Source organism: Burkholderia sp. FL-7-2-10-S1-D7 (genome assembly GCF_001524185.1).
Lineage (GTDB): Bacteria > Pseudomonadota > Gammaproteobacteria > Burkholderiales > Burkholderiaceae > Burkholderia > Burkholderia diffusa.
On the sequence record NZ_LOWY01000087.1, the window covers coordinates 1 to 18,907 of the forward strand.

An 18,907-nucleotide genomic window follows, 5' to 3' on the forward strand; every position below is an offset into this window, starting at 1 on the left:
GCAGCCGCTTCGCTGCGCTGTCGCGCTTCCTGCCGTCGGGCCGAGGCATCGCGATCGGCGTGCCGTTCCTGTGGCTCGCGGTCTTCTTCGCGCTGCCGTTCGTGCTGGTGCTGAAGATCAGCTTCGCCGACCAGATGCTCGGCATTCCGCCGTACACCGCGCTCGCGCGGCTGGAGGCTGGCACGGTGCAGGTCGTGCTGTCGCTGAAGCATTACGCGCTGCTGCTGCAGGACGACCTATACCTGAAAACCTACGTCAGCTCGCTGAAGATGGCCGCCGCGTCGACGCTGATGTGCCTGCTCGCCGGCTATCCGATCGCGTATTGCATCGCGCGCTCGGCGCCGGCCCGCCGCAACCTGCTGATGATGGCCGTGATGCTGCCGTTCTGGACGTCGTTCCTGATCCGCGTGTATGCGTGGGTCGGGATCATGAAGGACGACGGGCTGCTGAATCGCGCGCTGGCGGCACTCGGCGTGATCGCGACGCCGCTGCGCCTGTATCACACCGACGCGGGCGTCTACATCGGCATGGTCTATTCGTACCTCCCGTTCATGGTGATGCCGCTGTACGCGCACCTCGTGAAGATGGACCTCACGCTGCTGGAGGCCGCCCACGATCTCGGCGCGACGCCGTGGTCCGCGTTCTGGCGCATCACGTTGCCGCTGTCGAAGAACGGCATCGTCGCGGGCAGCCTGCTCGTGTTCATCCCGGCAGTGGGCGAATACGTGATTCCCGAGCTGCTCGGCGGCGCGAACACGCTGATGCTCGGCCGCGTGATGTGGGACGAGTTCTTCAACAACATGGACTGGCCGATGGCGTCCGCCGTGACGGTGACGATGGTGTTGCTGCTGCTCGTGCCGATGGCGCTGCTCCATTACAGCCAGACCGAAGCGGAGGCGCAGAAATGACGCGCGCGAATCGCATCCTGTCCGCGTGCGTGCTGGGCGCGGGCTTCCTGTTCCTGTACGTGCCGATCGTCAGCCTCGTCGTCTATTCGTTCAACGAGTCGAAGCTGGTGACGGTGTGGTCGGGCTTCTCGCTGAAATGGTACGGCGCGCTGCTGCACGACGGCGAACTGCTCGCGGCCGCGTGGCTGTCGCTGAAGATCGCGTTGCTGACGGCCACTGCGTCGGTCGCAATCGGCACGTGGGCCGGCTTCGTGCTGGCCCGCATGGGACGCTTTCGCGGCTTCACGCTGTACGTGGCGATGATCAACGCGCCGCTCGTGATTCCCGAAGTGATCCAGGGCATCTCGCTGCTGCTGCTGTTCGTCGCGATGCAGCAGACCTTCGGCTGGCCGGCCGGGCGCGGCTGGCTGACGATCTGGATCGGCCACGTGATGCTGTGCCTGTCGTTCGTCGCGGTGATCGTGCAGTCGCGCGTGAAGGAGCTCGACCGCTCGATCGAGGAAGCCGCGCTCGACCTCGGCGCGAGGCCGTGGAAAGTGTTCTTCGTGATTACGCTGCCGCTGATCGCGCAGGCGCTGGTGTCAGGCTGGCTGCTCGCGTTCACGGTGTCGATCGACGACGTGATCCTGTCCGCGTTCCTGTCGGGCCCCGGTTCGACGACGCTGCCGCTCGTCGTGTTCTCGCGCGTGCGGCTCGGTCTGAATCCGGAAATGAATGCGCTCGCAACGGTGTTCATCTCGGTCGTGACGATCGGCGTCGTCGTCGTGAACCGCGCGATGCTGGCCCGCGAGCGGCGGCAGGCGCGCGATGCGCGTAGGTGGCATGCGGCGTCCACGCCGGATGCGCCTGCGTCACCGGCCGCTCGGGCGACTGCGCGCCCGTCGGCCGCGCAACCCCGGCACGCCCCCGCACCGCATCCCGTGAAGTGAAGAACGACCAGGAGACTTTCCATGAAGAAGAAGTATCTGTGCGCGCTGATCGCCGGTGCGCTGCCGGGGCTCGCCGTCGCGAGCTCGAGCGCCGACCAGATCAGGGCGCTGCAGCAGCAGCTCGCCGTGCTGCAGCGGCAGATGAGCGCGATGCAATCGCAACTCGCCGCGAAACCGGGGGCCGTGCCGGCTGCATTCAACGCGGCGCCAGTGGCGACCGGCGCGGCCGCCGCCGACGCGTCGGCGCCCGGCTACGGGCAGGCGCCGGCCGTGCTGACCAACGACGACGTGACGGAAATTCGCCAGCAGGTCGCGAACCAGCAACTGAAGGTCGACTCGCTGACCGACGCGGCGCGCACGGGCCCGATCGCGGGGCTGTCGGTGACCGGCTACCTCGACCCGACCTACGTGTACAACCGCGGCGCCGGCACGTCGTCGTTCCAGTTCGCGAACCATGAGAACGCATACACCTACTACAACAGCACGTTCGGCGACGTATTCCTCGACATCAAGAAGACGTTCGGCGTCGGCCCGACCGCGCCGTCCGCGGAAATCACGCTGATGCCGAACCGCGGCGCGGGTCTGTCGATGATGACGGGCAGCGGCGCGAGCGGGCTCGACATCGTGAACACGGCGGTCGTCACGGTGCCGCTGTCGGGCACGACGGCGTTCGTCGGCGGACTCGTGCTCGGCTTCGGTGGCTACGAGTACCAGCAGTCGAACCAGATGCTCACGCTCACGCACAACCTGCTGTACGACTTCTCCGACCCCGGTTCGTCGATCGGCGCGGGCATCAACTACCAGAGCGCGGACGGCCACTGGGAGTGGAAGTTCTTCGTCGGCAACGAGCAGTTCCGCAGCGCGGGCGCGGTTACGCAGACGGGCGTCAACGCGCTCGGCGACCCGATTACGACGAGCAACAAGGTGCCGACCTTCACCGCGCGCGTCGACTACATGCACGGCAGCGCGCTCGATATCGGCGGCTCGATCAACATCGGCCGCCAGACGCTGCCGAGCGCGATCGATCCGGCGACCGGCAACGTGCGCTACGGCGTCGGCGGCAACGCGCCGAGCGCGTACGGCGCGTTCTTCTTCGGCGAAGCCGACGCGACCTACACGCTCGCCGACGCGCAGTACAACGCCGAGATCGACTATGGCCAGCAGCAGCACGGTGCGTTCAACGGCGGGCTTGCGCAGTGGTTCGGGCTGTCGCTGCTCGCGCACCGCAAGTTCAATGCGCCGCTGGTCGGCCGGATGGGCGCGACGCTGCGCTATGACCTGCTCGTGAACCGGAAGAACGGCGGCGGCGGTTCGTCGATCGGCCTGAACGGCAACGGGATGGATCCGAACAACGGCTTCGGCATCGACGCGGACTGCCTTGCGCTGTCGAAGGCGAACGGCGGCGTCGGCTTCGAGTGCAAGGGCGCGACGCGGCAGGCCGCCGCGTTCGACCTGCTGTTCTACCCGACCCAGCAGGTGACGGTGAAGGTCGAATACCGGCACGACTGGGCGAGCAACAAGGTCTTCCTGCGTCACGACGGGTCATATGCGAAGTCGAACGACCTGCTCGCGACCCAACTCATCTACGCATTCTGACGCGACGCCATTCGCGAGTCTCACTCATGCTCAAGTTCAAAAACCAGCAACATGTTCAGTCGTACTATGCAGCGACGATCAACGACCGTGTGCACCATCCGCGGCTCGACGGGGGTGTGACCGCCGACGTCTGCGTAATCGGCGGCGGGCTCACCGGCCTGTCCGCGGCGCTCGATCTCGCCGAACGCGGCCATTCGGTCGTGCTCGTCGAGGCGTCGAAGATCGGCTGGGGCGCGAGCGGGCGCAACGGCGGCCAGTTGATTGCCGGGTACGCGTGCGACATCGATACGTTCTCGGCGTACCTGCCGGACGACGACGTGCGGCGCGTGTGGGCGATGGGGCTGGAGTCGGTCGATATCGTCAGGCAGCGGGTCGAGCGGCACGGCATCGATTGCGACCTGACGTTCGGCTACCTGATTGCCGCGAACAAGCCGCGCCATCTCGATGCGCTGCGCAAATGGCGCGATACCGCGGCAAGCCGCTTCGACTATCGCGGCTACGAAATCGTCGAGCGTGCCGACATGCAGCACTTCGTCGCATCGGACCGTTACGTCGGCGGCCTGCGTCACGACGGCAGTGGCCACCTGCATCCGCTGAACTACACGCTCGGCCTCGCGCGGGCGGCACGCGAGGCCGGCGTGACGATCCACGAGGACACGCCCGCGGTCGCGCTCGAGCGTGCCTCGCCGTACCACCGCGTCAGGTGCGCGCATGGGCACGTGGACGCCCGCTACGTCGTGCTGGCGGGCAATGCATACCTCGGGCAGCTTGCGCCGGCGCTCGCGCGCAAGATCATTCCGGTGGCGACTTACGTGATCGCGACGGAGCCGCTCGGCGACACGCGCGCGGCCGAGACGATGCCGGCCGACGCGGCGGTCTGCGACTGCAATTCGGCGCTCGACTATTTCCGGCTGACGCGCGACCGCCGGCTGCTGTGGGGCGGCAAGGCCAGCAGCTCGACCAACACGCCGCGCGACCTCGCGGCCGCGATGCGGCGCGACATGCTGAAGACGTTTCCGCAGCTTGCCGACGTGCGGGTCGACTATGCGTGGGGTGGCCTGATCGACGCGACGATGAGTCGCGCACCGCATTTCGGCCGGCTCGAGCCGACCGTGTATTTCGCGCAGGGGTTCTCCGGGCATGGCGTCAACGTGACCGGCCTCGCGGGGCGGCTGATCGCGGAAGCGATCGACGCCCAGTCTGCGCGCTTCGACCTGTTCGGGCGGATTCGCCATCGCGACTTCCCGGGCGGACAACTGCTGCGCACGCCGATGCTGGCGCTCGCGATGGCATGGCACCGCGCGATGGACCTGCTCTGACTCGCGCGGGCCGCCTCGTCCAGCCGCGCGGCACCGCAACGTTTCGAACCACTCATGCCCTGGAGGCAAACATGACCAACATCACGAGTCTCGTCGACCTGATGCGGGCGCCGGCGAAGCTCACGCAGAGCCGAGTGCCGAGCGGGCTGCTGCTCGACGGCAACCCGATGCAGACGCTGTCGCATCACTACATCAGCCCGTGCGGGCAGTTCAGTTGCGGAATCTGGGAATGCACGCCCGGCCGCTGGACGATCGACTACGACGAGTCGGAGTATTGCGAAATGCTGAGCGGCGTCGCGATCGTGCGCGACGCGGACGGCCGCGAACGCGTGCTGCGCGCCGGCGACCGGTTCGTGATCCCGCCGGGTTTTCGCGGCACATGGGAAGTCGTCGAAACGTGCCGCAAGGTCTATGCGTCGCATGCACCGCAGGCCGACCAGCCGCGCGCGTAATGCGCGACCGGCTTGCGACCACCATCGAGATCAACGAGGAGCAACCCATGACCCAGGAATTGTGGCGTCTCAGTGCGGCCGAGATGGCCGCGCATGTCGCGCGGCGCGACGTGTCGGCGACGGAACTCACGCGCAGCTGCCTGCAGCGGCTTGAACAGGTGAACCCCGTCATCAACGCGATCGTCGACGTCATGGCCGACAGCGCGTTGCAGGCGGCATCCGATGCCGATGCAGCGATCGCGCGCGGCGCGCCGCTCGGCCCGCTGCACGGTGTGCCGGTGACCGTGAAGATCAACGTCGACACGGCCGGATGCGCGACGACCAACGGCGTGCGCGCGTTTTCGGACCTGATCGCACACGAGGACAGCCCGGTGACCGCGAACCTGCGCAAGGCCGGCGCGATCGTGATCGGGCGCAGCAACGCGCCGGCGTTTTCGTATCGCTGGTTTACCGACAACGAATTGCACGGCCGTACGTCGAATCCGTGGAATCCGGCGCTGACGCCGGGCGGTTCCAGCGGCGGCGCAGCCGCGGCGGTGGCCGCCGGCATCGGCGCGATCGCGCACGGCAACGACCTGGGCGGTTCGATCCGGTACCCGGCGTATGCGTGCGGTGTCGCCGGGCTGCGGCCGAGCACCGGGCGCGTCCCCACGTACAACCCGACGCAGTCGAAGGACCGCACGCTCGCGGTGCAGCTCGCATCCGTGCAGGGGCCGCTCGCGCGCACGGTCGGCGACCTGCGTCTTGCGCTCGACGCGATGGCGGCCGGCGACGCACGCGACGCATGGTGGATGCCGGTCGCGCCGGTCGCGCGCGAGGCCGCGTTCCCTGCGCGCGTGGCCGTGTGCACGGCGCTGCCGGGCGTGCCGTCCGATCCGGTGGTCATCGACGCGATCCGGCAGGCCGCGCGCTGGCTCGAGGACGCCGGCTGCATCGTCGAGGAAGCGGAACCGCCGCGGATCGCCGAAGCGTGCGAACTGTGGCTCGACCTCGTGACCAACGAAGCGCGCAGCGGGCTCGGCGACGTGATCATGCAGCACGGCGACGCGGCGATCCGCACCGCGTTCGCGAGCCAGCGCAATCTCGCGGCGCCGCTGGATCTCGCCGGCTACATGAACGGCCTCGCGCGGCGCACCGCGCTGCTGCGCGACTGGCAGCAGTTCTTTACGCGCTATCCGCTGCTGCTGATGCCCGTGTCGTGCGCGCAGCCGTTCGAGATCGACGCCGACCAGCGTGGTGACGACGCGATGCGCGAGATCATCGGCCGGCAGGGGCCACTGCTTGCGACCGCGCTGCTCGGGCTGCCGGGGCTGTCGGTGCCGACCGGCATTCGCGACGGCGTGCCGACCGGCGTGCAGCTCGTCGCCGGACGCTTCCAGGAGGCGCTGTGTCTCGCCGCGGGCGAGGCGATCGAGGCGCGCGCGGGAATCTTCACGCCGATCGATCCGGTCACCGGCTCGTGATGCACGACTTTTCACGGGAATACGAATGAATCAACGGACATACGAAGACTGGCAGGCCCGCGCGGCCGTGTTGCGGATCGAAGGGCGCGCGTTCATCGACGGCGAAGCGTGCGACGCGCATACCAGCGCGACCTTCGCCTGCGTCAGCCCGATCGATGGCCGCGTGCTCGCGCACGTGGCCGATTGCGGCGGCGACGATGTCGACGCAGCGGTCGCGGCTGCGCGCCGCGCGTTCGACGCACAGGTCTGGGCCGGCATGAACCCGCGCGCCCGGAAAGCCGTTTTGCAGCGCTGGGCCGCGCTGATGCGCGAGCATCTCGACGAGCTCGCGCTGCTCGAGACGCTCGACACCGGCAAGCCGATCGCCGACACCACAGCGATCGACGTACCGGCCGCTGCGCATTGCGTCGAATGGTATGCGGAAGCGATCGACAAGGTCGGCGGCGAGGTCGTGCCGGCGGACCATCATCTCGTCGGGCTCGTCACGCGCGAGCCGATCGGCGTCGTCGCGGCGGTCGTGCCGTGGAATTTCCCGCTACTGATGGCCGCGTGGAAGTTCGCGCCGGCGCTCGCGGCGGGCAACAGCGTGGTGCTGAAGCCGTCGGAGAAATCGCCGCTGACCGCGATCCGCGTCGCGCAGCTCGCATGCGACGCGGGCGTGCCGCCCGGCGTGTTCAGCGTCGTGCCGGGCGGCGCGGAGCCGGGCAGGGCGCTGGCGCTGCATCGCGATGTCGATTGCATCGCATTTACCGGGTCGACGCGCACCGGCCAGCAGATCATGGCGTGCGCCGCGCAGTCGAACCTGAAGCGCGTGTGGCTCGAACTGGGCGGCAAGTCGCCGAACATCGTGCTGCCCGATTGCCCCGATCTCGACCGCGCCGCGCAGGCCGCAGCCGATGCGATCTTCTTCAACATGGGCGAAGTGTGTACGGCCGGCTCGCGTTTGCTCGTGCATCGCGACATCAAGGAGGTATTCGTCGCGAAACTGGTCGAAGCATCGGGGCGTTTCGCGCCCGGGCATCCGCTCGATCCGTCGGTGACGATGGGTGCGATCGTCGACGGCATCCAGCTCGAACGCGTGCTCGGCTATATCGAGGCGGGGCGCAGCGAAGGCAGGCTCGTCACGGGCGGTACACGTGTGAAGGAGGAGACGGGCGGCTTCTACGTCGAGCCGACGGTGTTCGAAGTGAAGCCCGATGCGAAGATCGCGCGCGAGGAAATCTTCGGGCCCGTGCTGTCGGTGATCGTGTTCGACGATGTCGACGAGGCCGTTCGCATTGCCAACGACACCGAGTACGGGCTGGCCGCGGCCGTGTGGTCGGCCGATCTCGCGACCGCGCACCGGGTTGCGCGGCGCCTGCGTGCGGGCACCGTGTGGGTCAACTGCTACGGCGACGGCAGCGACGACATGAACTTCCCGTTCGGCGGCTACAAGCAGTCGGGCAACGGTCGCGACAAGTCGCTGCATGCGCTCGACAAGTACACCGAGCTGAAATCGACGATCGTGCGGTTGTAGTGTCCGGCGCGGCGCGCGGCCCTGGCAACGAGGCCGCGCGTCGCACGTATCGCGGAGCGGCTTAGTGCTCCGCGCTTTCCGCCTCCGCCGTTTCGCCGAGGAACCCGCCGCTCTGGTGCGCCCACAGCGCCGCATAGATGCCGCCCGCCTGCAGCAGTTGCTGGTGCGTGCCTTGCTCGACGATGCGCCCTTCGTCGAGCACGATCAACCGGTCCATCGCCGCGATCGTCGACAGCCGGTGCGCAATCGCGATCACCGTCTTGCCGCTCATCAGGCCGTCGAGGCTGCGCTGGATCGCGATCTCGACTTCGGAGTCGAGCGCGCTGGTCGCTTCGTCGAGCACGAGGATCGGCGCGTCCTTGAGCATCACGCGCGCGATCGCGACGCGCTGCCGCTGGCCGCCCGACAGCTTCACGCCGCGCTCGCCGACCTCGACGTCATAGCCGCTGCGCCCGTGCCGGTCGCGCAGCCGTTCGATGAAGTCGGACGCTTCCGCGCGCACGGCCGCGTCGTGCATCTCGCGCTCGGTCGCGTCGGGGCGACCGTACAGGATGTTCTCGCGCATCGTCCGGTGCAGCAGCGACGTATCCTGCGTGACCATCCCGATCGCCGCGCGCAGGCTGTCCTGCGTCACGTGCGCGATATCCTGCCCGTCGATCCGGATCGCGCCGCCGTCCACGTCGTAGAAGCGCAGCAGCAGGTTCACGAGCGTCGACTTGCCGGCGCCCGAGCGGCCGATCAGGCCGATCCGCTCGCCAGGCCGGATCGTCAGGTTCAGCCCGTCGAACACCGCGCGTTCGTTGTCCTCGTGCGCGAAGCGCACGTTGTCGAACACGATGCCGCCGCGTTGCACGACGAGCGCCTTCGCGTCGGGTGCGTCGACCACGTTGCGCGCCTTCGTCAGCGTGTTGATGCCGTCCTGGATCGTGCCCACGTTCTCGAACAGTTCGGTCATCTCCCACATGATCCAGTGCGAATAGCTCGACAGGCGCAGCGCCATCGCGATCACCGCTGCGACCACGCCCGCGCTCGCCTCGCCGTGCAGCCACAGATACAGCGCGAGACCGGTCGAGCCGACCAGCAGCAGCGTCGACAGCAGATGGTTGACGACCTCGAACGCGCTGACGAGCCGCATCTGCGCATCGCCGGTCACCTTGAACGCCTCCATCGCGCGCCGCGCGTGGTCGGCTTCCCGGCGAGTGTGCGAGAACAGTTTTACAGTCGTGATGTTCGAATAGGCGTCGGTGATGCGGCCGGTCATCAGCGCACGCGCGTCGGCCTGCCGGCTGCCGACCGCACCCAGGCGCGGCACGAAGAACGCGCACGCCGCGCCGTAGCCGAGCGCCCACAGCGCGAGCGGAATCATCAGCCGCCAGTCGAAGCTCGCCGCGAGCGCGAGGATGCCGATCAGGTACGCGCCGACGCCGATCACGACGTCGACCGACATGAACAGCGCATCGCGCACGGCGAGCGCGGTCTGCATGATCTTGGTCGTCACGCGGCCCGCGAACTCGTTCGCATAGAACGACAGGCTCTGGTCGAGCATCAGCCGGTGAAACAGCCAGCGCAGCCGCATCGGGAAGTTGATCGCGAGCACCTGGTGCTTGACCATCGTATGCAGCGCGATCAGCAATGCGCTGCCGGCAAGGATTGCCGCGAAGCCGGCGAGCGTGCCGAAATGCCGGCCACCGAATTCGGCCGGCGTCGCCGACGACAGCCAGTCGACCACGCGCCCCATCATCGCGAACAGCACGGCTTCGTACGCGGCCGTCGCGGCCGACGTCAGCGCGATCAGCAGGATCCAGCCGCGCACGCCTTTCGTGCATGCCCACACGAACGAGAAGAACCCCTTCGGCGGCGTGACGGGATCCTCGAGCGGGAATGTCGGCAGGCGCCGTTCAAACCACGAAAACATTGAAGCTTCTCCTTGATGCGGCGCGGGCAGGTGGCCCGGCCGGTCATGCGTGTTTCATGTGCGCCGTGCGTATGCGACGCATCCGCGTGCGCGAGCATTGCATTGTTCTGGCATCGTCCGGCAGCAAGTGTCGCATCGATTCGATCGGGCCGCAGGCCGGTTGTAAGCAGCCGCGGCTGGGCGGGGCGGGACCGCGCCCGGGGTTTCGAGGCTTTTCCATTCCACCCCATAAAAAGTCCTTGACTATCTATCTATGAGTAGATAAAGTTCGATCCATGGAAACGAAACCGACCGTCCGCGAACAGATTCTCGACCACGCGATCACGCTGATGATGCTGCGCGGTTACAACGGCTTCAGCTATCGAGACCTGTCCGACCTGGTGGGCGTGAAGACGTCGAGCATCCACTACTACTTCCCGTCGAAGGACGACCTCGTGCTGGAAGCGGTGGCGGCGTACAGTGACGAAGTCCTCGCGGCCATGCGGGCGATCGATCCGGCGTTGCCGGCCGACGTGAAGCTGAGCCTGTACACGAAACTGTTCGGCCGGACGCTCGGCGACGGCAACCAGATTTGCCTGTGCGGGATGCTCGCGGCCGACATCGAATCGTTGCCGGAGAACGTGCGGCAGGCCGTGCAGGCGTTTTTCAAGGCCAACGAGAACTGGCTTGCGGAACTGCTGGCGCAGGGCGCGAAGGAACGCACGCTGCAGTTCAGCGGCAAGCCCGAAACGGCGGCGCGCACGTTGTACGCGGCGTTCCAGGGCAGCGTGCTGGCCAGCCGGCTGTTTCACACCAGGGCGCGTCTCGAGGATGTCGAGGCCGTCTGGAAAGTCCGGTCCTGACGGGCGGGGCGAGCAGTCAGGCGGTTCGCCGCCTTTTATCGGGTTTTGCTGTCTATCTTTTGATAGATAGATTATCGGAGCAGGTGGATCGACCGCCTGCATTTTTTGGGGATGTTTATCTATCTATGAGTAGATAAACAAGCGTGATGCCGGCAGCAAGGCTTTCGGTACGCGGTCCCGGGTTGGAAGGCTGTTTCACTCACTGATTGAAAAGGAGTCTGTCATGTCGATCGAAGAAGTGCTGTACCGCGCCCATGCAAAAGCCACCGGCGGCCGCGACGGCCGTGCCACGGTGCCCGAAAGCGGCCTGGATCTGAAGCTGACCACGCCGCGTGAACTTGGCGGCGCGGGCGGCGCGGGCGCGAATCCCGAGCAACTGTTCGCGGCCGGCTATAGCGCGTGCTTCATCGGCGCGATGAAGTTCGTCGCGGCCCGCGACAAGATCGCGATCCCCGCGGACGCCGCAATCGAAGGCAGCGTCGGTATCGGTGCGATCCCGAACGGCTTCGGCATCGAAGTCGAACTGAAGATTTCGTTGCCGGGCCTCGATCGCGAGACCGCGCAAACGCTGATCGACCGCGCGCACATCGTCTGCCCGTACTCGAATGCGACGCGCGGCAACATCGACGTCACGCTCACGCTCGCCTGATCAATCGCACTACGAACCATTTATCGTCATTCATCGGGTTGAACCCAGGAGTTGCATCATGAAGATCGTCAAGCCGCTGCTGATCGCCGCCGCTGTTGCAGCCACGTTGTCCATCGCGTCCACCGCATTTGCCGCCGGCGCCGAAGCCGCTCGGCCCGATGTGGCGACGAGCGGGTTCCTCGCCGCGCTGAACGGCCAGAAGGGCCCCGGACTAGAAACGTTGAGCCCCGCGAAGGCACGCCAGGTGCTCGTCGACGCGCAGAACGGCGCGAAGGTCGACCTGTCAGGCGTCGACGTGTCGAACCGCACGATCGAGCAGGACGGCTTGTCGGTGCCGATCACGATCGTTCGACCGCAGGGCGCGACGGGCACGCTGCCGGTGTTCATGTTCTTCCACGGCGGCGGCTGGATTCTCGGCGACTTCCCGACGCATGAACGCCTCGTGCGCGATCTCGTCGTGCAATCGGGCGCCGTCGCGGTGTTCGTGAACTACACGCCGTCGCCGGAAGCGCATTACCCGGTCGCGATCAACCAGGCGTATGCGGCGACGAAGTGGGTGGCCGCGCACGGTGCGGAGATCGGTGTCGACGGCAGCCGCCTCGCGGTGGTCGGCAACAGCGTCGGCGGGAACATGGCGGCCGTGGTGTCGCTGATGGCGAAGGACAAGGGCGGCCCCGCGATCCGCTTCCAGGGCCTGATGTGGCCCGTCACGGACCACAACTTCAATACGGGCTCATACAACGCGTATCAGCAAGGTCACTTCCTGACGCGGCCGATGATGAAGTGGTTCTGGGACGCCTACACGAAGAACGAAGCGCAACGCAACGACATCTACGCGTCGCCGCTGCGCGCGAGCACCGCGCAGTTGAAGGGCCTGCCGCCCGCGCTGATCCAGGTCGCGCAGTTCGACGTGCTGCGCGACGAAGGCGAAGCGTACGGTCGCAAGCTCGATGCGGCCGGTGTCGATGCGACGACCACGCGTTACGACGGCACGATCCATGATTTCGGTTTGCTGAACGCGCTGGCAACGGATGCACCGACGAAGGCCGCGACGAAGGCGCTGGCGAATGAAATCGCGACGCGGCTGAAGTAACGCGCCGGGTGGCATTCGAATGCGTTCGAATGCGAACGACGAAACGGCGGGCTCATGCCCGCCGTTTTTGCATGCGGACGAGAGGGGCGGTGAAAGGAGCGGCGAAAGGCAACGCCACTCGCGTCCGGACCGGCGCGCTATCGCCCCTTCGTCTCGCCAGGGTTTGCCCATCTCCGGCCTGATCCGGCCAGATCGAAACGGTCGAAGCGAGATCGTGCGATCGCACCGTCGCGACCGGCTGCGTGCATTGTTGATACGATCGCGCATATCGTCCACGCCGGCGCCGCAAGCCGCCGGCCTGTCGGTCGCGCGGCCGCCCGGTATCGCGACCACCTTCGGGAGAAGCGGTTCATGCTGCAGGCGTTCGCGGTCTTGCTGACCTTCCAGTGTCTCGGGGAAGGGGTGTCCTATCTGTTCGGCCTGCCGGTGCCGGGCCCCGTGATCGGCATGCTGCTGCTGTTCGGCTTCGCGATGCTGCGCCCGCAGGTGGCCGACGCGATCGAGCCGACCGCGCTGGAGCTGCTGCGCCATCTGTCGCTGCTGTTCGTGCCGGCCGGCGTCGGCATCATGGTGTCGGCCGACCGCGTGCGCGGCGATGCGCTCGCAGTCGTCGTCGCGCTGGCGGTGAGCACGTCGCTCGCGATCGCCGTGACCGCACTCGTCACGCGCGCACTGCTGCGGCGCCAGCGGCGCGCGGACGGCACGGCGGAGGGCCGGCAATGACGGCCTTCCCGAAACTCGGCGCGATCTGGGTCTACCTCGCCGCCACGCCTCTGCTCGGCCTGACGATCACGTTGATCGCGTACCTGATTGCACAGGCCGTCTATGCACGCGCGCGCTTCAACCCGCTCGCGAACCCGGTGTTGATCGCGGTCGCGCTGATCGTCGTGCTGCTGACGATCACGCACACACCGTATCCGACGTATTTCGAGGGCGCGCAGTTCGTCCACTTCCTGCTCGGCCCGGCGACCGTTGCGCTGGCGCTGCCGCTGTATCGCCAGTGGGCGAAGTTGCGGCGCAGCGCGGTGCCGCTGCTCGTCGGGCTGCTGGCGGGCTCGCTGACCGCGATCGTGTCGGCGGTCGGCATCGCCGCGCTGTTCGGCGCGTCGCACCAGACGATCGCGTCGCTTGCGCCGAAATCCGCGACCACGCCGATCGCGATGGCCGTCGCGCAGGAAATCGGCGGGATTCCGTCGCTGACCGCCGTGCTGGTGATCTCGACCGGGATTTTCGGTGCCGTGTGCGCCCGCGCGATCCTGAACGCGCTGCGTATCGAGGAGCCGGCGGTGCGCGGTTTCGCGCTCGGCGTCGCGTCGCACGGGATCGGCACCGCGCGGGCGTTCCAGGTCAGCGAGGAGGCCGGCGCGTTCGCGGGCCTCGGGATGGGGCTGAACGGCGTGCTCACCGCATTCGTCGTGCCGATCCTGCTGCCGGTGCTGTCGCGCTGGATCTGAGCGGCGCCGGGTGCTGGCCGCGCGCGATGCTATCGGTTTCCCTGATGGCTCCCGCGCGACGCCGTCTGGCCGGACGCCTGCCGCGCATGTATCGTTGCCGTTATCGGGAGAATTCAGGAACCGGCACGGACATTTGCGCAGCGATCGGCTAACGTTGCATCGGCGCCGTGGTCGCACGCCGACGTCCGTCGCGTGCGTGCCGGCGTTCGACCCACAACCAACAATCGACAAGGAGATCCGGCCATGACGAAGTCTCGCGTGGTTTCGGTGGCAATGGCAGTAACGGCGTCGTTCGGTCTGCTGTTGACCGCCGCGCCGGCGGCATACGCGCAGGATCCGGCGTCCGCACCGACGCAGAAGCAGCTCGACAAGGCGCAGAAGAAGGCAGCCCGCAAGGCGGCCCGCGCGCGCCACGCGAAGGACCTGAAGGCGATCGGCACGGGCACCGGCTACCGGCTGACCAACGATCAGAGCAACTACCCGCAGAACGCGGTCGAGAAGGCGCCCGCGACGAAGGCGGCGCCCGCTGCTCCCGCCGCGCCGGCATCGGGCCAGTAACGGCCGGCGTTCGCGCGACGAAAAACGGCGCCGGGTCGACCGGCGCCGTTCGTTTTCGTGCGTGCCGTGGTCCCGGGGCTTTCCGGGACGGACGGCACCCGCGTTACGACGCGAGTTTCGCGGCGAGTTCCGCGACGTGCTTGCCCTGGTAGCGCGCGATGTCGAGTTCGTTCGCGCTCGGCTGACGGCTGCCGTCCGCGCCCGCGAGCGTGGTCGCGCCGTACGGCGTGCCGCCCGTGATTTCGTTCATGTTGACGAGCCCGCTGCACGCATAGGGCACGCCCACGATCACCATCCCGTGGTGCAGCAGCGTCGTGTGGAACGACGTGATGGTCGTTTCCTGGCCGCCGTGCTGCGTGCCGGTCGAGGCGAACACGCTGCCGATCTTGCCGACGAGCGCACCCTTCATCCACAGGCCGCCGGTCTGGTCGAGGAACGTGCGCATCTGGCCGGCCATGTTGCCGAAGCGGGTCGGCGTGCCGAAGATGATCGCGTCGTAGCCCGCGAGTTCGTCCACGGTGGCGACGGGTGCGGCCTGGTCGACCTTGACGCCGATCGCCTTCGCCTGGTCGACGGGAATGGTTTCAGGCACGCGCTTGAGCGTGACCTCGACGCCGGGCACCGATTTCGCGCCTTCCGCGACGTGCTGCGCCATCGTTTCGATGTGCCCGTAGGACGAGTAGTAGAGAACGAGTACCTTGGCCATGTTGCGAATCTCCGATTAAGAAGGCCCCGCGTTCAGCGGGGCCCGATGTTCCGAACGGGCGTCATGCCCACTCGGCCGTCACTTCGACCGGACGCAGGTCGAATACCAGCACTTCGGCATCCTTGCCGTCCGCGAACGTCAGCACCTGCTCGTCGCGGATACGTGCGCCGTCGCCTTCGCCGAGCGTCACGCCGTTGACCGTCACGCTGCCGCGTGCGACATGCACGTAGGCGAAGCGGTCCGGTGCCAGTTCGAGCGTTGCGCGCTCGTCACCGTCGAACAGGCCCGCGTAGATCCGCGTGTCCTGGCGGATCTTCAGCGAACCGCCGTTACCGTCGGGCGACACGATCGGCGTGAGCTTGCCGCGCTTGTCCTCGGCCGCGACGTTCGTCTGCTGATAGCGCGGCTCGGCACCTTTCTCGGCCGGTCCGACCCAGATCTGCAGGAAGTGGACGGGTGTCTCGTGCGAGTGGTTGAACTCGCTGTGACGCACGCCGGTACCGGCGCTCATCAACTGGACGTCGCCCGGCACGATCACCGACCCGGTGCCCATCGAATCCTTGTGCTCCAGCGCGCCTTCGAGCACGTACGACAGGATTTCCATGTCGCGGTGCGGGTGCGTGCCGAAGCCGCGGCCCGGCGCGACGCGGTCGTCGTTGATCACCAGCAGGTCGGAGAAGCCGACTTGCTTCGGATCGTAGTAGTTCGCGAAAGAAAACGTGTGACGGGAGCTAAGCCAGCCATGCTCGGCACGGCCACGTTGGTTTGCTGCACGAGTCTCGATCATGATTTTTCCTGGATGTCGCCGGACCTCGGAAGTGGGGCCGGCCGTTCGTTGAGATGAATCTTAGGTCAATCGATTTGACAAATAAATGGCTGTAGAGATAATGACTGTCACTTTTAGGTGGACAATATGGAACTCAACGACCTGAGAATCTTCGTTGCGACTGTCGATGCGGGCAGCTTCACGGCGGCAGCCGATCAACTCATGCTGTCCAAGCAGTTCGTGAGCCGGCGCACGATGGCGCTCGAGGCAGCGCTCGGCGTGCGCTTGCTGCATCGCAATACGCGCAATCTCGCGGTCACGGAATCGGGGCAGGAGTTCTATGCGCGCGCGCAGCGGATCCTCGCCGAGGTCGCCGACGCCGAGCAGGCGATGTCGGTGCGCAGCACCGAGTTGCACGGCTCGCTGAAGATCAGCGCGCCGCTGTCGTTCGGGATCACGCACGTGTCGCCGCTGATCGCCGAATTCCTGTCCGCGCATCCGGCCGTGCGGCTCAACGTCGACCTGACCGACCGGCGTGTCGACCTGATCGGCGAGGGCTTCGATCTCGTGCTGCGGATCGGCACGCTCGAGGATTCGACGCTGATCGCGCGCCCGCTCGGCGCGTGGGAGATGATCGCGTGCGCGAGCCCCGCTTACCTGAAGCGGCACGGCACGCCCGCGACGCCGGACGACCTCGTCGGCCACACGTGCCTGATGTATGGACGCGAGCGGCGCGTCGGCTGGGAATTCCGGGTCGACGGCGCGGCGCGCACGTTCGACGTGCAGGGGCCGCTCGTCGCGAACAACGGCGAAGTCGTGCGCGACGCGGCGATCGCGGGGCTCGGCATCGCGCTGCTGCCGCGTTTCATCGTCGGCGCGGCGCTCGACAGCGGCGCGCTCGTGCCGGTGCTCGACGCGTATGCGCCGTCGCCGATCACGCTGAACGCCGTGTTTCCACAACACCGGGAAGGGTTCGTCACGCTGCGCACGTTCATCGGGTTTCTGGCGGAGCGGTTGGGCGGGCGCGGGTAGCGGGCGCGGTGTGCGTCAGGTGGCGTTTTTTTGACCCGATGAAGCAGACGTCGCGCACGCGGTGGAAGTCGCGACGGCTTCTGTGGAGCGGCATGGCGAGTGGCGTGAGCTCGTCGTCGGCCGGCATGCGGGCCCGTGCGTCGAGCGCGGCGATGGTCTCGTTTCGGCGCTCGTGTGCCGGTATCGGATGGCTTTCCATTCGCCCGCGCTCGGTGCCGCGCGACGATTGATCGGCGGCGCGCATTCGCGTTAGGCTTCGCCGGGGGCGACGACCGGCAGCGCATGCCGGGCCGGGTGTTTTTACCTCGAATCGCATCGAGCGCGTAGCTTCTACTCACCGCCATCCACGACGAGTCCAGTCCAATGACAATGAAGAATCGATCGCATGCTCGCGCGGGCGAGCGACGGCAGGGCACGCTTCACCGCCGGCATGCGCGGCGCGCGAATCTGCGATCCGTCATGATGTTTGCAGTGCTTACGATCTCGCCAATGGCCGCGCATGCGGCCGGCTTCGATTGCGCGAAAGCCGCTTCGCCGACCGAGAAGGCCATCTGTGCGGACGCCGGGCTGTCGTCGCTCGACGGCGAACTGGCGGCGGCGTGGAAGAAGGCGCTCGCGAAAGGTGGCGATACGGCCGCGCTGAAGGCCGCGCAGCTCAAATGGCTCAAGCAGCGCGATCGCTGCGGCACCGATACACCATGCCTCGGCGACCGCTATCGCGAGCGGCTCGCGAGCCTGAACGGCACACCGCTTGCCCCCGACCGGTGGCAGCAGACGTGGTATCGCGACAGCGCGAACCCGTCGTTCGGCGGCTTGCTGACGTTCACCGGCACGGCACCGCGTCTTCACTTCGAATTGAGCGGCAACAACGGCGCGAATACCGGCGGTCTCAGTGGCGATATCGAACTGCACGGCGACAGCGGCACGTTTCGCCAGGATCGATGCCGGCTCGATTTCAGCCGCAAGGGCGGGCGCGTGCAGGTCGCGCAGCAGGGCGGCGATGCCGATTGCGGCGCCGGCGCGGGCGTCGTGTATTCAGGCGACTACGTGACGGCGTCGAAAGCGCAGGTGAGTCAGGCGCCGGATCTCGTGACCCTGAGGGTGCTGGCCGATGCGCGGGAGAACGCGATCGCGCACAAGCTGCTCGGCGCCGATTATCAGACGCTCGTCGACACGGTCAATTCCAGCGCGGACGAACAGGATCTCGACGGCCTGAATGCCGGCGTGAAGTCGTACTGGGTACGCGGCATCGCGACGACGAACGCCGCGATCGTGATGCGCCGGGGCACCGATCTGTGGATCGGTCTGCTCGTGTTCGATGCGCAAGACAAGGTGCGGATGCGCTATTACACCAGCGTGCCGGCGTGGAAAAAGACCGTGCCGAAGACCATTCGCGCATGGCACGACAATCTCGACAGGACGCTGCCGGTCGATTTGATGTGATCCGGCAGCCTGGCGCGCCGGCCGATGTGCCCGGCCGCAATGATGCGTTTGTTACGTGACAATTGTCCACTAAACGGCGACAGCCAATCTTGTTTTGACGGATTGATGATTTCCAGTGAGACAGTAGACTGCACCCGTGCTTCGCCAGACCGCACCGCAGCGCGCCACGACGGCGCGACCGGGCGGATTCTTCGGCAGCGGGCCGACCGGCCCGCAGTTCGATTGTGCGAGGCGGGTTCGTGCCGATCCATGGGTTCGCCGTTCCG

General features: G+C 67.1%; 18 protein-coding genes. 15 read left to right on the top strand and 3 right to left on the bottom strand.

All coding sequences use genetic code 11. The features are described 5' to 3' along the window. From WS75_RS25810 to WS75_RS25840, 7 genes are all read left to right on the top strand, one after another. On the top strand, nucleotides 1-908 hold a 908-nt coding region (locus WS75_RS25810), incomplete at its 5' end, for an ABC transporter permease subunit (protein ID WP_059684584.1). Then, nucleotides 905-1,837: an ABC transporter permease subunit gene (locus WS75_RS25815; RefSeq protein ID WP_059684586.1), complete on the top strand. Its 933-nt coding sequence runs from the start codon at nucleotides 905-907 to the stop codon at nucleotides 1,835-1,837. The genes WS75_RS25810 and WS75_RS25815, both read left to right, overlap by 4 nt. A 21-nt stretch (nucleotides 1,838-1,858) precedes the next feature. Next, a complete protein-coding gene (locus WS75_RS25820) occupies nucleotides 1,859-3,433 on the top strand; it encodes a DUF3138 family protein (RefSeq protein ID WP_059684588.1) in 1,575 nt (524 codons plus the stop codon). Between the two features lie 26 nt (nucleotides 3,434-3,459). Continuing rightward, nucleotides 3,460-4,752, top strand: a complete 1,293-nt coding sequence (locus WS75_RS25825; RefSeq protein ID WP_059684590.1) for an NAD(P)/FAD-dependent oxidoreductase — start codon at nucleotides 3,460-3,462, stop codon at nucleotides 4,750-4,752. 71 nt (nucleotides 4,753-4,823) lie between these two features. Beyond that, the gene (locus tag WS75_RS25830; RefSeq protein ID WP_059684592.1) at nucleotides 4,824-5,204 is read left to right on the top strand and encodes a cupin domain-containing protein; all 381 of its coding nucleotides are present in this window, start codon (nucleotides 4,824-4,826) and stop codon (nucleotides 5,202-5,204) included. Between the two features lie 47 nt (nucleotides 5,205-5,251). Further along, on the top strand, nucleotides 5,252-6,667 hold the full coding sequence (locus WS75_RS25835; protein ID WP_059684694.1) for an amidase family protein: 1,416 nt from the start codon (nucleotides 5,252-5,254) through the stop codon (nucleotides 6,665-6,667). Nucleotides 6,668-6,692: 25 nt separating this feature from the next. Beyond that, complete coding sequence (locus WS75_RS25840; RefSeq protein ID WP_059684594.1) at nucleotides 6,693-8,183, top strand: aldehyde dehydrogenase; 1,491 nt, start codon at nucleotides 6,693-6,695, stop codon at nucleotides 8,181-8,183. Nucleotides 8,184-8,244: 61 nt separating this feature from the next. Here WS75_RS25840 and WS75_RS25845 read toward each other — a convergent pair whose 3' ends face one another. Next, entirely contained in the window at nucleotides 8,245-10,098 is a 1,854-nt protein-coding gene (locus tag WS75_RS25845) for an ABC transporter ATP-binding protein (RefSeq protein ID WP_059684597.1), read from the bottom strand. A gap of 275 nt (nucleotides 10,099-10,373) precedes the next feature. On the opposite strand from WS75_RS25845, the gene WS75_RS25850 reads away from it, so the two are divergent. From WS75_RS25850 to WS75_RS25875, 6 genes are all read left to right on the top strand, one after another. Then, nucleotides 10,374-10,940 carry a TetR/AcrR family transcriptional regulator gene (locus WS75_RS25850; protein WP_059684599.1) on the top strand — a complete coding sequence of 189 codons (567 nt, stop codon included), beginning with the start codon at nucleotides 10,374-10,376 and terminating at the stop codon, nucleotides 10,938-10,940. Nucleotides 10,941-11,163: 223 nt separating this feature from the next. Further along, entirely contained in the window at nucleotides 11,164-11,589 is a 426-nt protein-coding gene (locus tag WS75_RS25855) for an organic hydroperoxide resistance protein (RefSeq protein ID WP_059684602.1), read from the top strand. 58 nt (nucleotides 11,590-11,647) lie between these two features. Next, nucleotides 11,648-12,682, top strand: a complete 1,035-nt coding sequence (locus WS75_RS25860; protein ID WP_059684605.1) for an alpha/beta hydrolase — start codon at nucleotides 11,648-11,650, stop codon at nucleotides 12,680-12,682. Between the two features lie 351 nt (nucleotides 12,683-13,033). Further along, complete coding sequence (locus WS75_RS25865; RefSeq protein ID WP_059684608.1) at nucleotides 13,034-13,405, top strand: CidA/LrgA family protein; 372 nt, start codon at nucleotides 13,034-13,036, stop codon at nucleotides 13,403-13,405. Next, entirely contained in the window at nucleotides 13,402-14,136 is a 735-nt protein-coding gene (locus WS75_RS25870) for an LrgB family protein (protein ID WP_059600710.1), read from the top strand. The genes WS75_RS25865 and WS75_RS25870 overlap by 4 nt, the downstream gene beginning before the upstream one ends. A gap of 243 nt (nucleotides 14,137-14,379) precedes the next feature. Next, nucleotides 14,380-14,694, top strand: a complete 315-nt coding sequence (locus WS75_RS25875) for a hypothetical protein (protein WP_059684610.1) — start codon at nucleotides 14,380-14,382, stop codon at nucleotides 14,692-14,694. Nucleotides 14,695-14,797: 103 nt separating this feature from the next. On the opposite strand, the gene wrbA is transcribed toward WS75_RS25875, so the two are convergent. Together wrbA and WS75_RS25885 are read right to left on the bottom strand one after the other, a co-directional pair. Further along, nucleotides 14,798-15,400 carry an NAD(P)H:quinone oxidoreductase gene (gene wrbA / locus WS75_RS25880; protein WP_059600705.1) on the bottom strand — a complete coding sequence of 201 codons (603 nt, stop codon included), beginning with the start codon at nucleotides 15,398-15,400 and terminating at the stop codon, nucleotides 14,798-14,800. Between the two features lie 61 nt (nucleotides 15,401-15,461). After that, entirely contained in the window at nucleotides 15,462-16,187 is a 726-nt protein-coding gene (locus WS75_RS25885; protein ID WP_059684612.1) for a pirin family protein, read from the bottom strand. A 126-nt stretch (nucleotides 16,188-16,313) separates the two neighbouring features. On the opposite strand from WS75_RS25885, the gene WS75_RS25890 reads away from it, so the two are divergent. Together WS75_RS25890 and WS75_RS25900 are read left to right on the top strand one after the other, a co-directional pair. Beyond that, a complete protein-coding gene (locus WS75_RS25890; RefSeq protein WP_059684615.1) occupies nucleotides 16,314-17,198 on the top strand; it encodes a LysR family transcriptional regulator in 885 nt (294 codons plus the stop codon). Nucleotides 17,199-17,657: 459 nt separating this feature from the next. Then, nucleotides 17,658-18,641 carry a lysozyme inhibitor LprI family protein gene (locus WS75_RS25900; protein ID WP_257129453.1) on the top strand — a complete coding sequence of 328 codons (984 nt, stop codon included), beginning with the start codon at nucleotides 17,658-17,660 and terminating at the stop codon, nucleotides 18,639-18,641. The last annotated feature ends 266 nt before the right edge of the window (nucleotides 18,642-18,907 follow it).

Bases quoted from the DNA above. Each gene is read 5' to 3' on its own strand.
- WS75_RS25815 (WP_059684586.1), top strand. From the start codon at position 905: ATGACGCGCGCGAATCGCATCCTGTCCGCGTGCGTGCTGGGCGCGGGC.
- WS75_RS25820 (WP_059684588.1), top strand. From the start codon at position 1,859: ATGAAGAAGAAGTATCTGTGCGCGCTGATCGCCGGTGCGCTGCCGGGG.
- WS75_RS25825 (WP_059684590.1), top strand. From the start codon at position 3,460: ATGCTCAAGTTCAAAAACCAGCAACATGTTCAGTCGTACTATGCAGCG.
- WS75_RS25830 (WP_059684592.1), top strand. From the start codon at position 4,824: ATGACCAACATCACGAGTCTCGTCGACCTGATGCGGGCGCCGGCGAAG.
- WS75_RS25835 (WP_059684694.1), top strand. From the start codon at position 5,252: ATGACCCAGGAATTGTGGCGTCTCAGTGCGGCCGAGATGGCCGCGCAT.
- WS75_RS25840 (WP_059684594.1), top strand. From the start codon at position 6,693: ATGAATCAACGGACATACGAAGACTGGCAGGCCCGCGCGGCCGTGTTG.
- WS75_RS25845 (WP_059684597.1), bottom strand. From the start codon at position 10,098: ATGTTTTCGTGGTTTGAACGGCGCCTGCCGACATTCCCGCTCGAGGAT.
- WS75_RS25850 (WP_059684599.1), top strand. From the start codon at position 10,374: ATGGAAACGAAACCGACCGTCCGCGAACAGATTCTCGACCACGCGATC.
- WS75_RS25855 (WP_059684602.1), top strand. From the start codon at position 11,164: ATGTCGATCGAAGAAGTGCTGTACCGCGCCCATGCAAAAGCCACCGGC.
- WS75_RS25860 (WP_059684605.1), top strand. From the start codon at position 11,648: ATGAAGATCGTCAAGCCGCTGCTGATCGCCGCCGCTGTTGCAGCCACG.
- WS75_RS25865 (WP_059684608.1), top strand. From the start codon at position 13,034: ATGCTGCAGGCGTTCGCGGTCTTGCTGACCTTCCAGTGTCTCGGGGAA.
- WS75_RS25870 (WP_059600710.1), top strand. From the start codon at position 13,402: ATGACGGCCTTCCCGAAACTCGGCGCGATCTGGGTCTACCTCGCCGCC.
- WS75_RS25875 (WP_059684610.1), top strand. From the start codon at position 14,380: ATGACGAAGTCTCGCGTGGTTTCGGTGGCAATGGCAGTAACGGCGTCG.
- wrbA (WP_059600705.1), bottom strand. From the start codon at position 15,400: ATGGCCAAGGTACTCGTTCTCTACTACTCGTCCTACGGGCACATCGAA.
- WS75_RS25885 (WP_059684612.1), bottom strand. From the start codon at position 16,187: ATGATCGAGACTCGTGCAGCAAACCAACGTGGCCGTGCCGAGCATGGC.
- WS75_RS25890 (WP_059684615.1), top strand. From the start codon at position 16,314: ATGGAACTCAACGACCTGAGAATCTTCGTTGCGACTGTCGATGCGGGC.
- WS75_RS25900 (WP_257129453.1), top strand. From the start codon at position 17,658: ATGATGTTTGCAGTGCTTACGATCTCGCCAATGGCCGCGCATGCGGCC.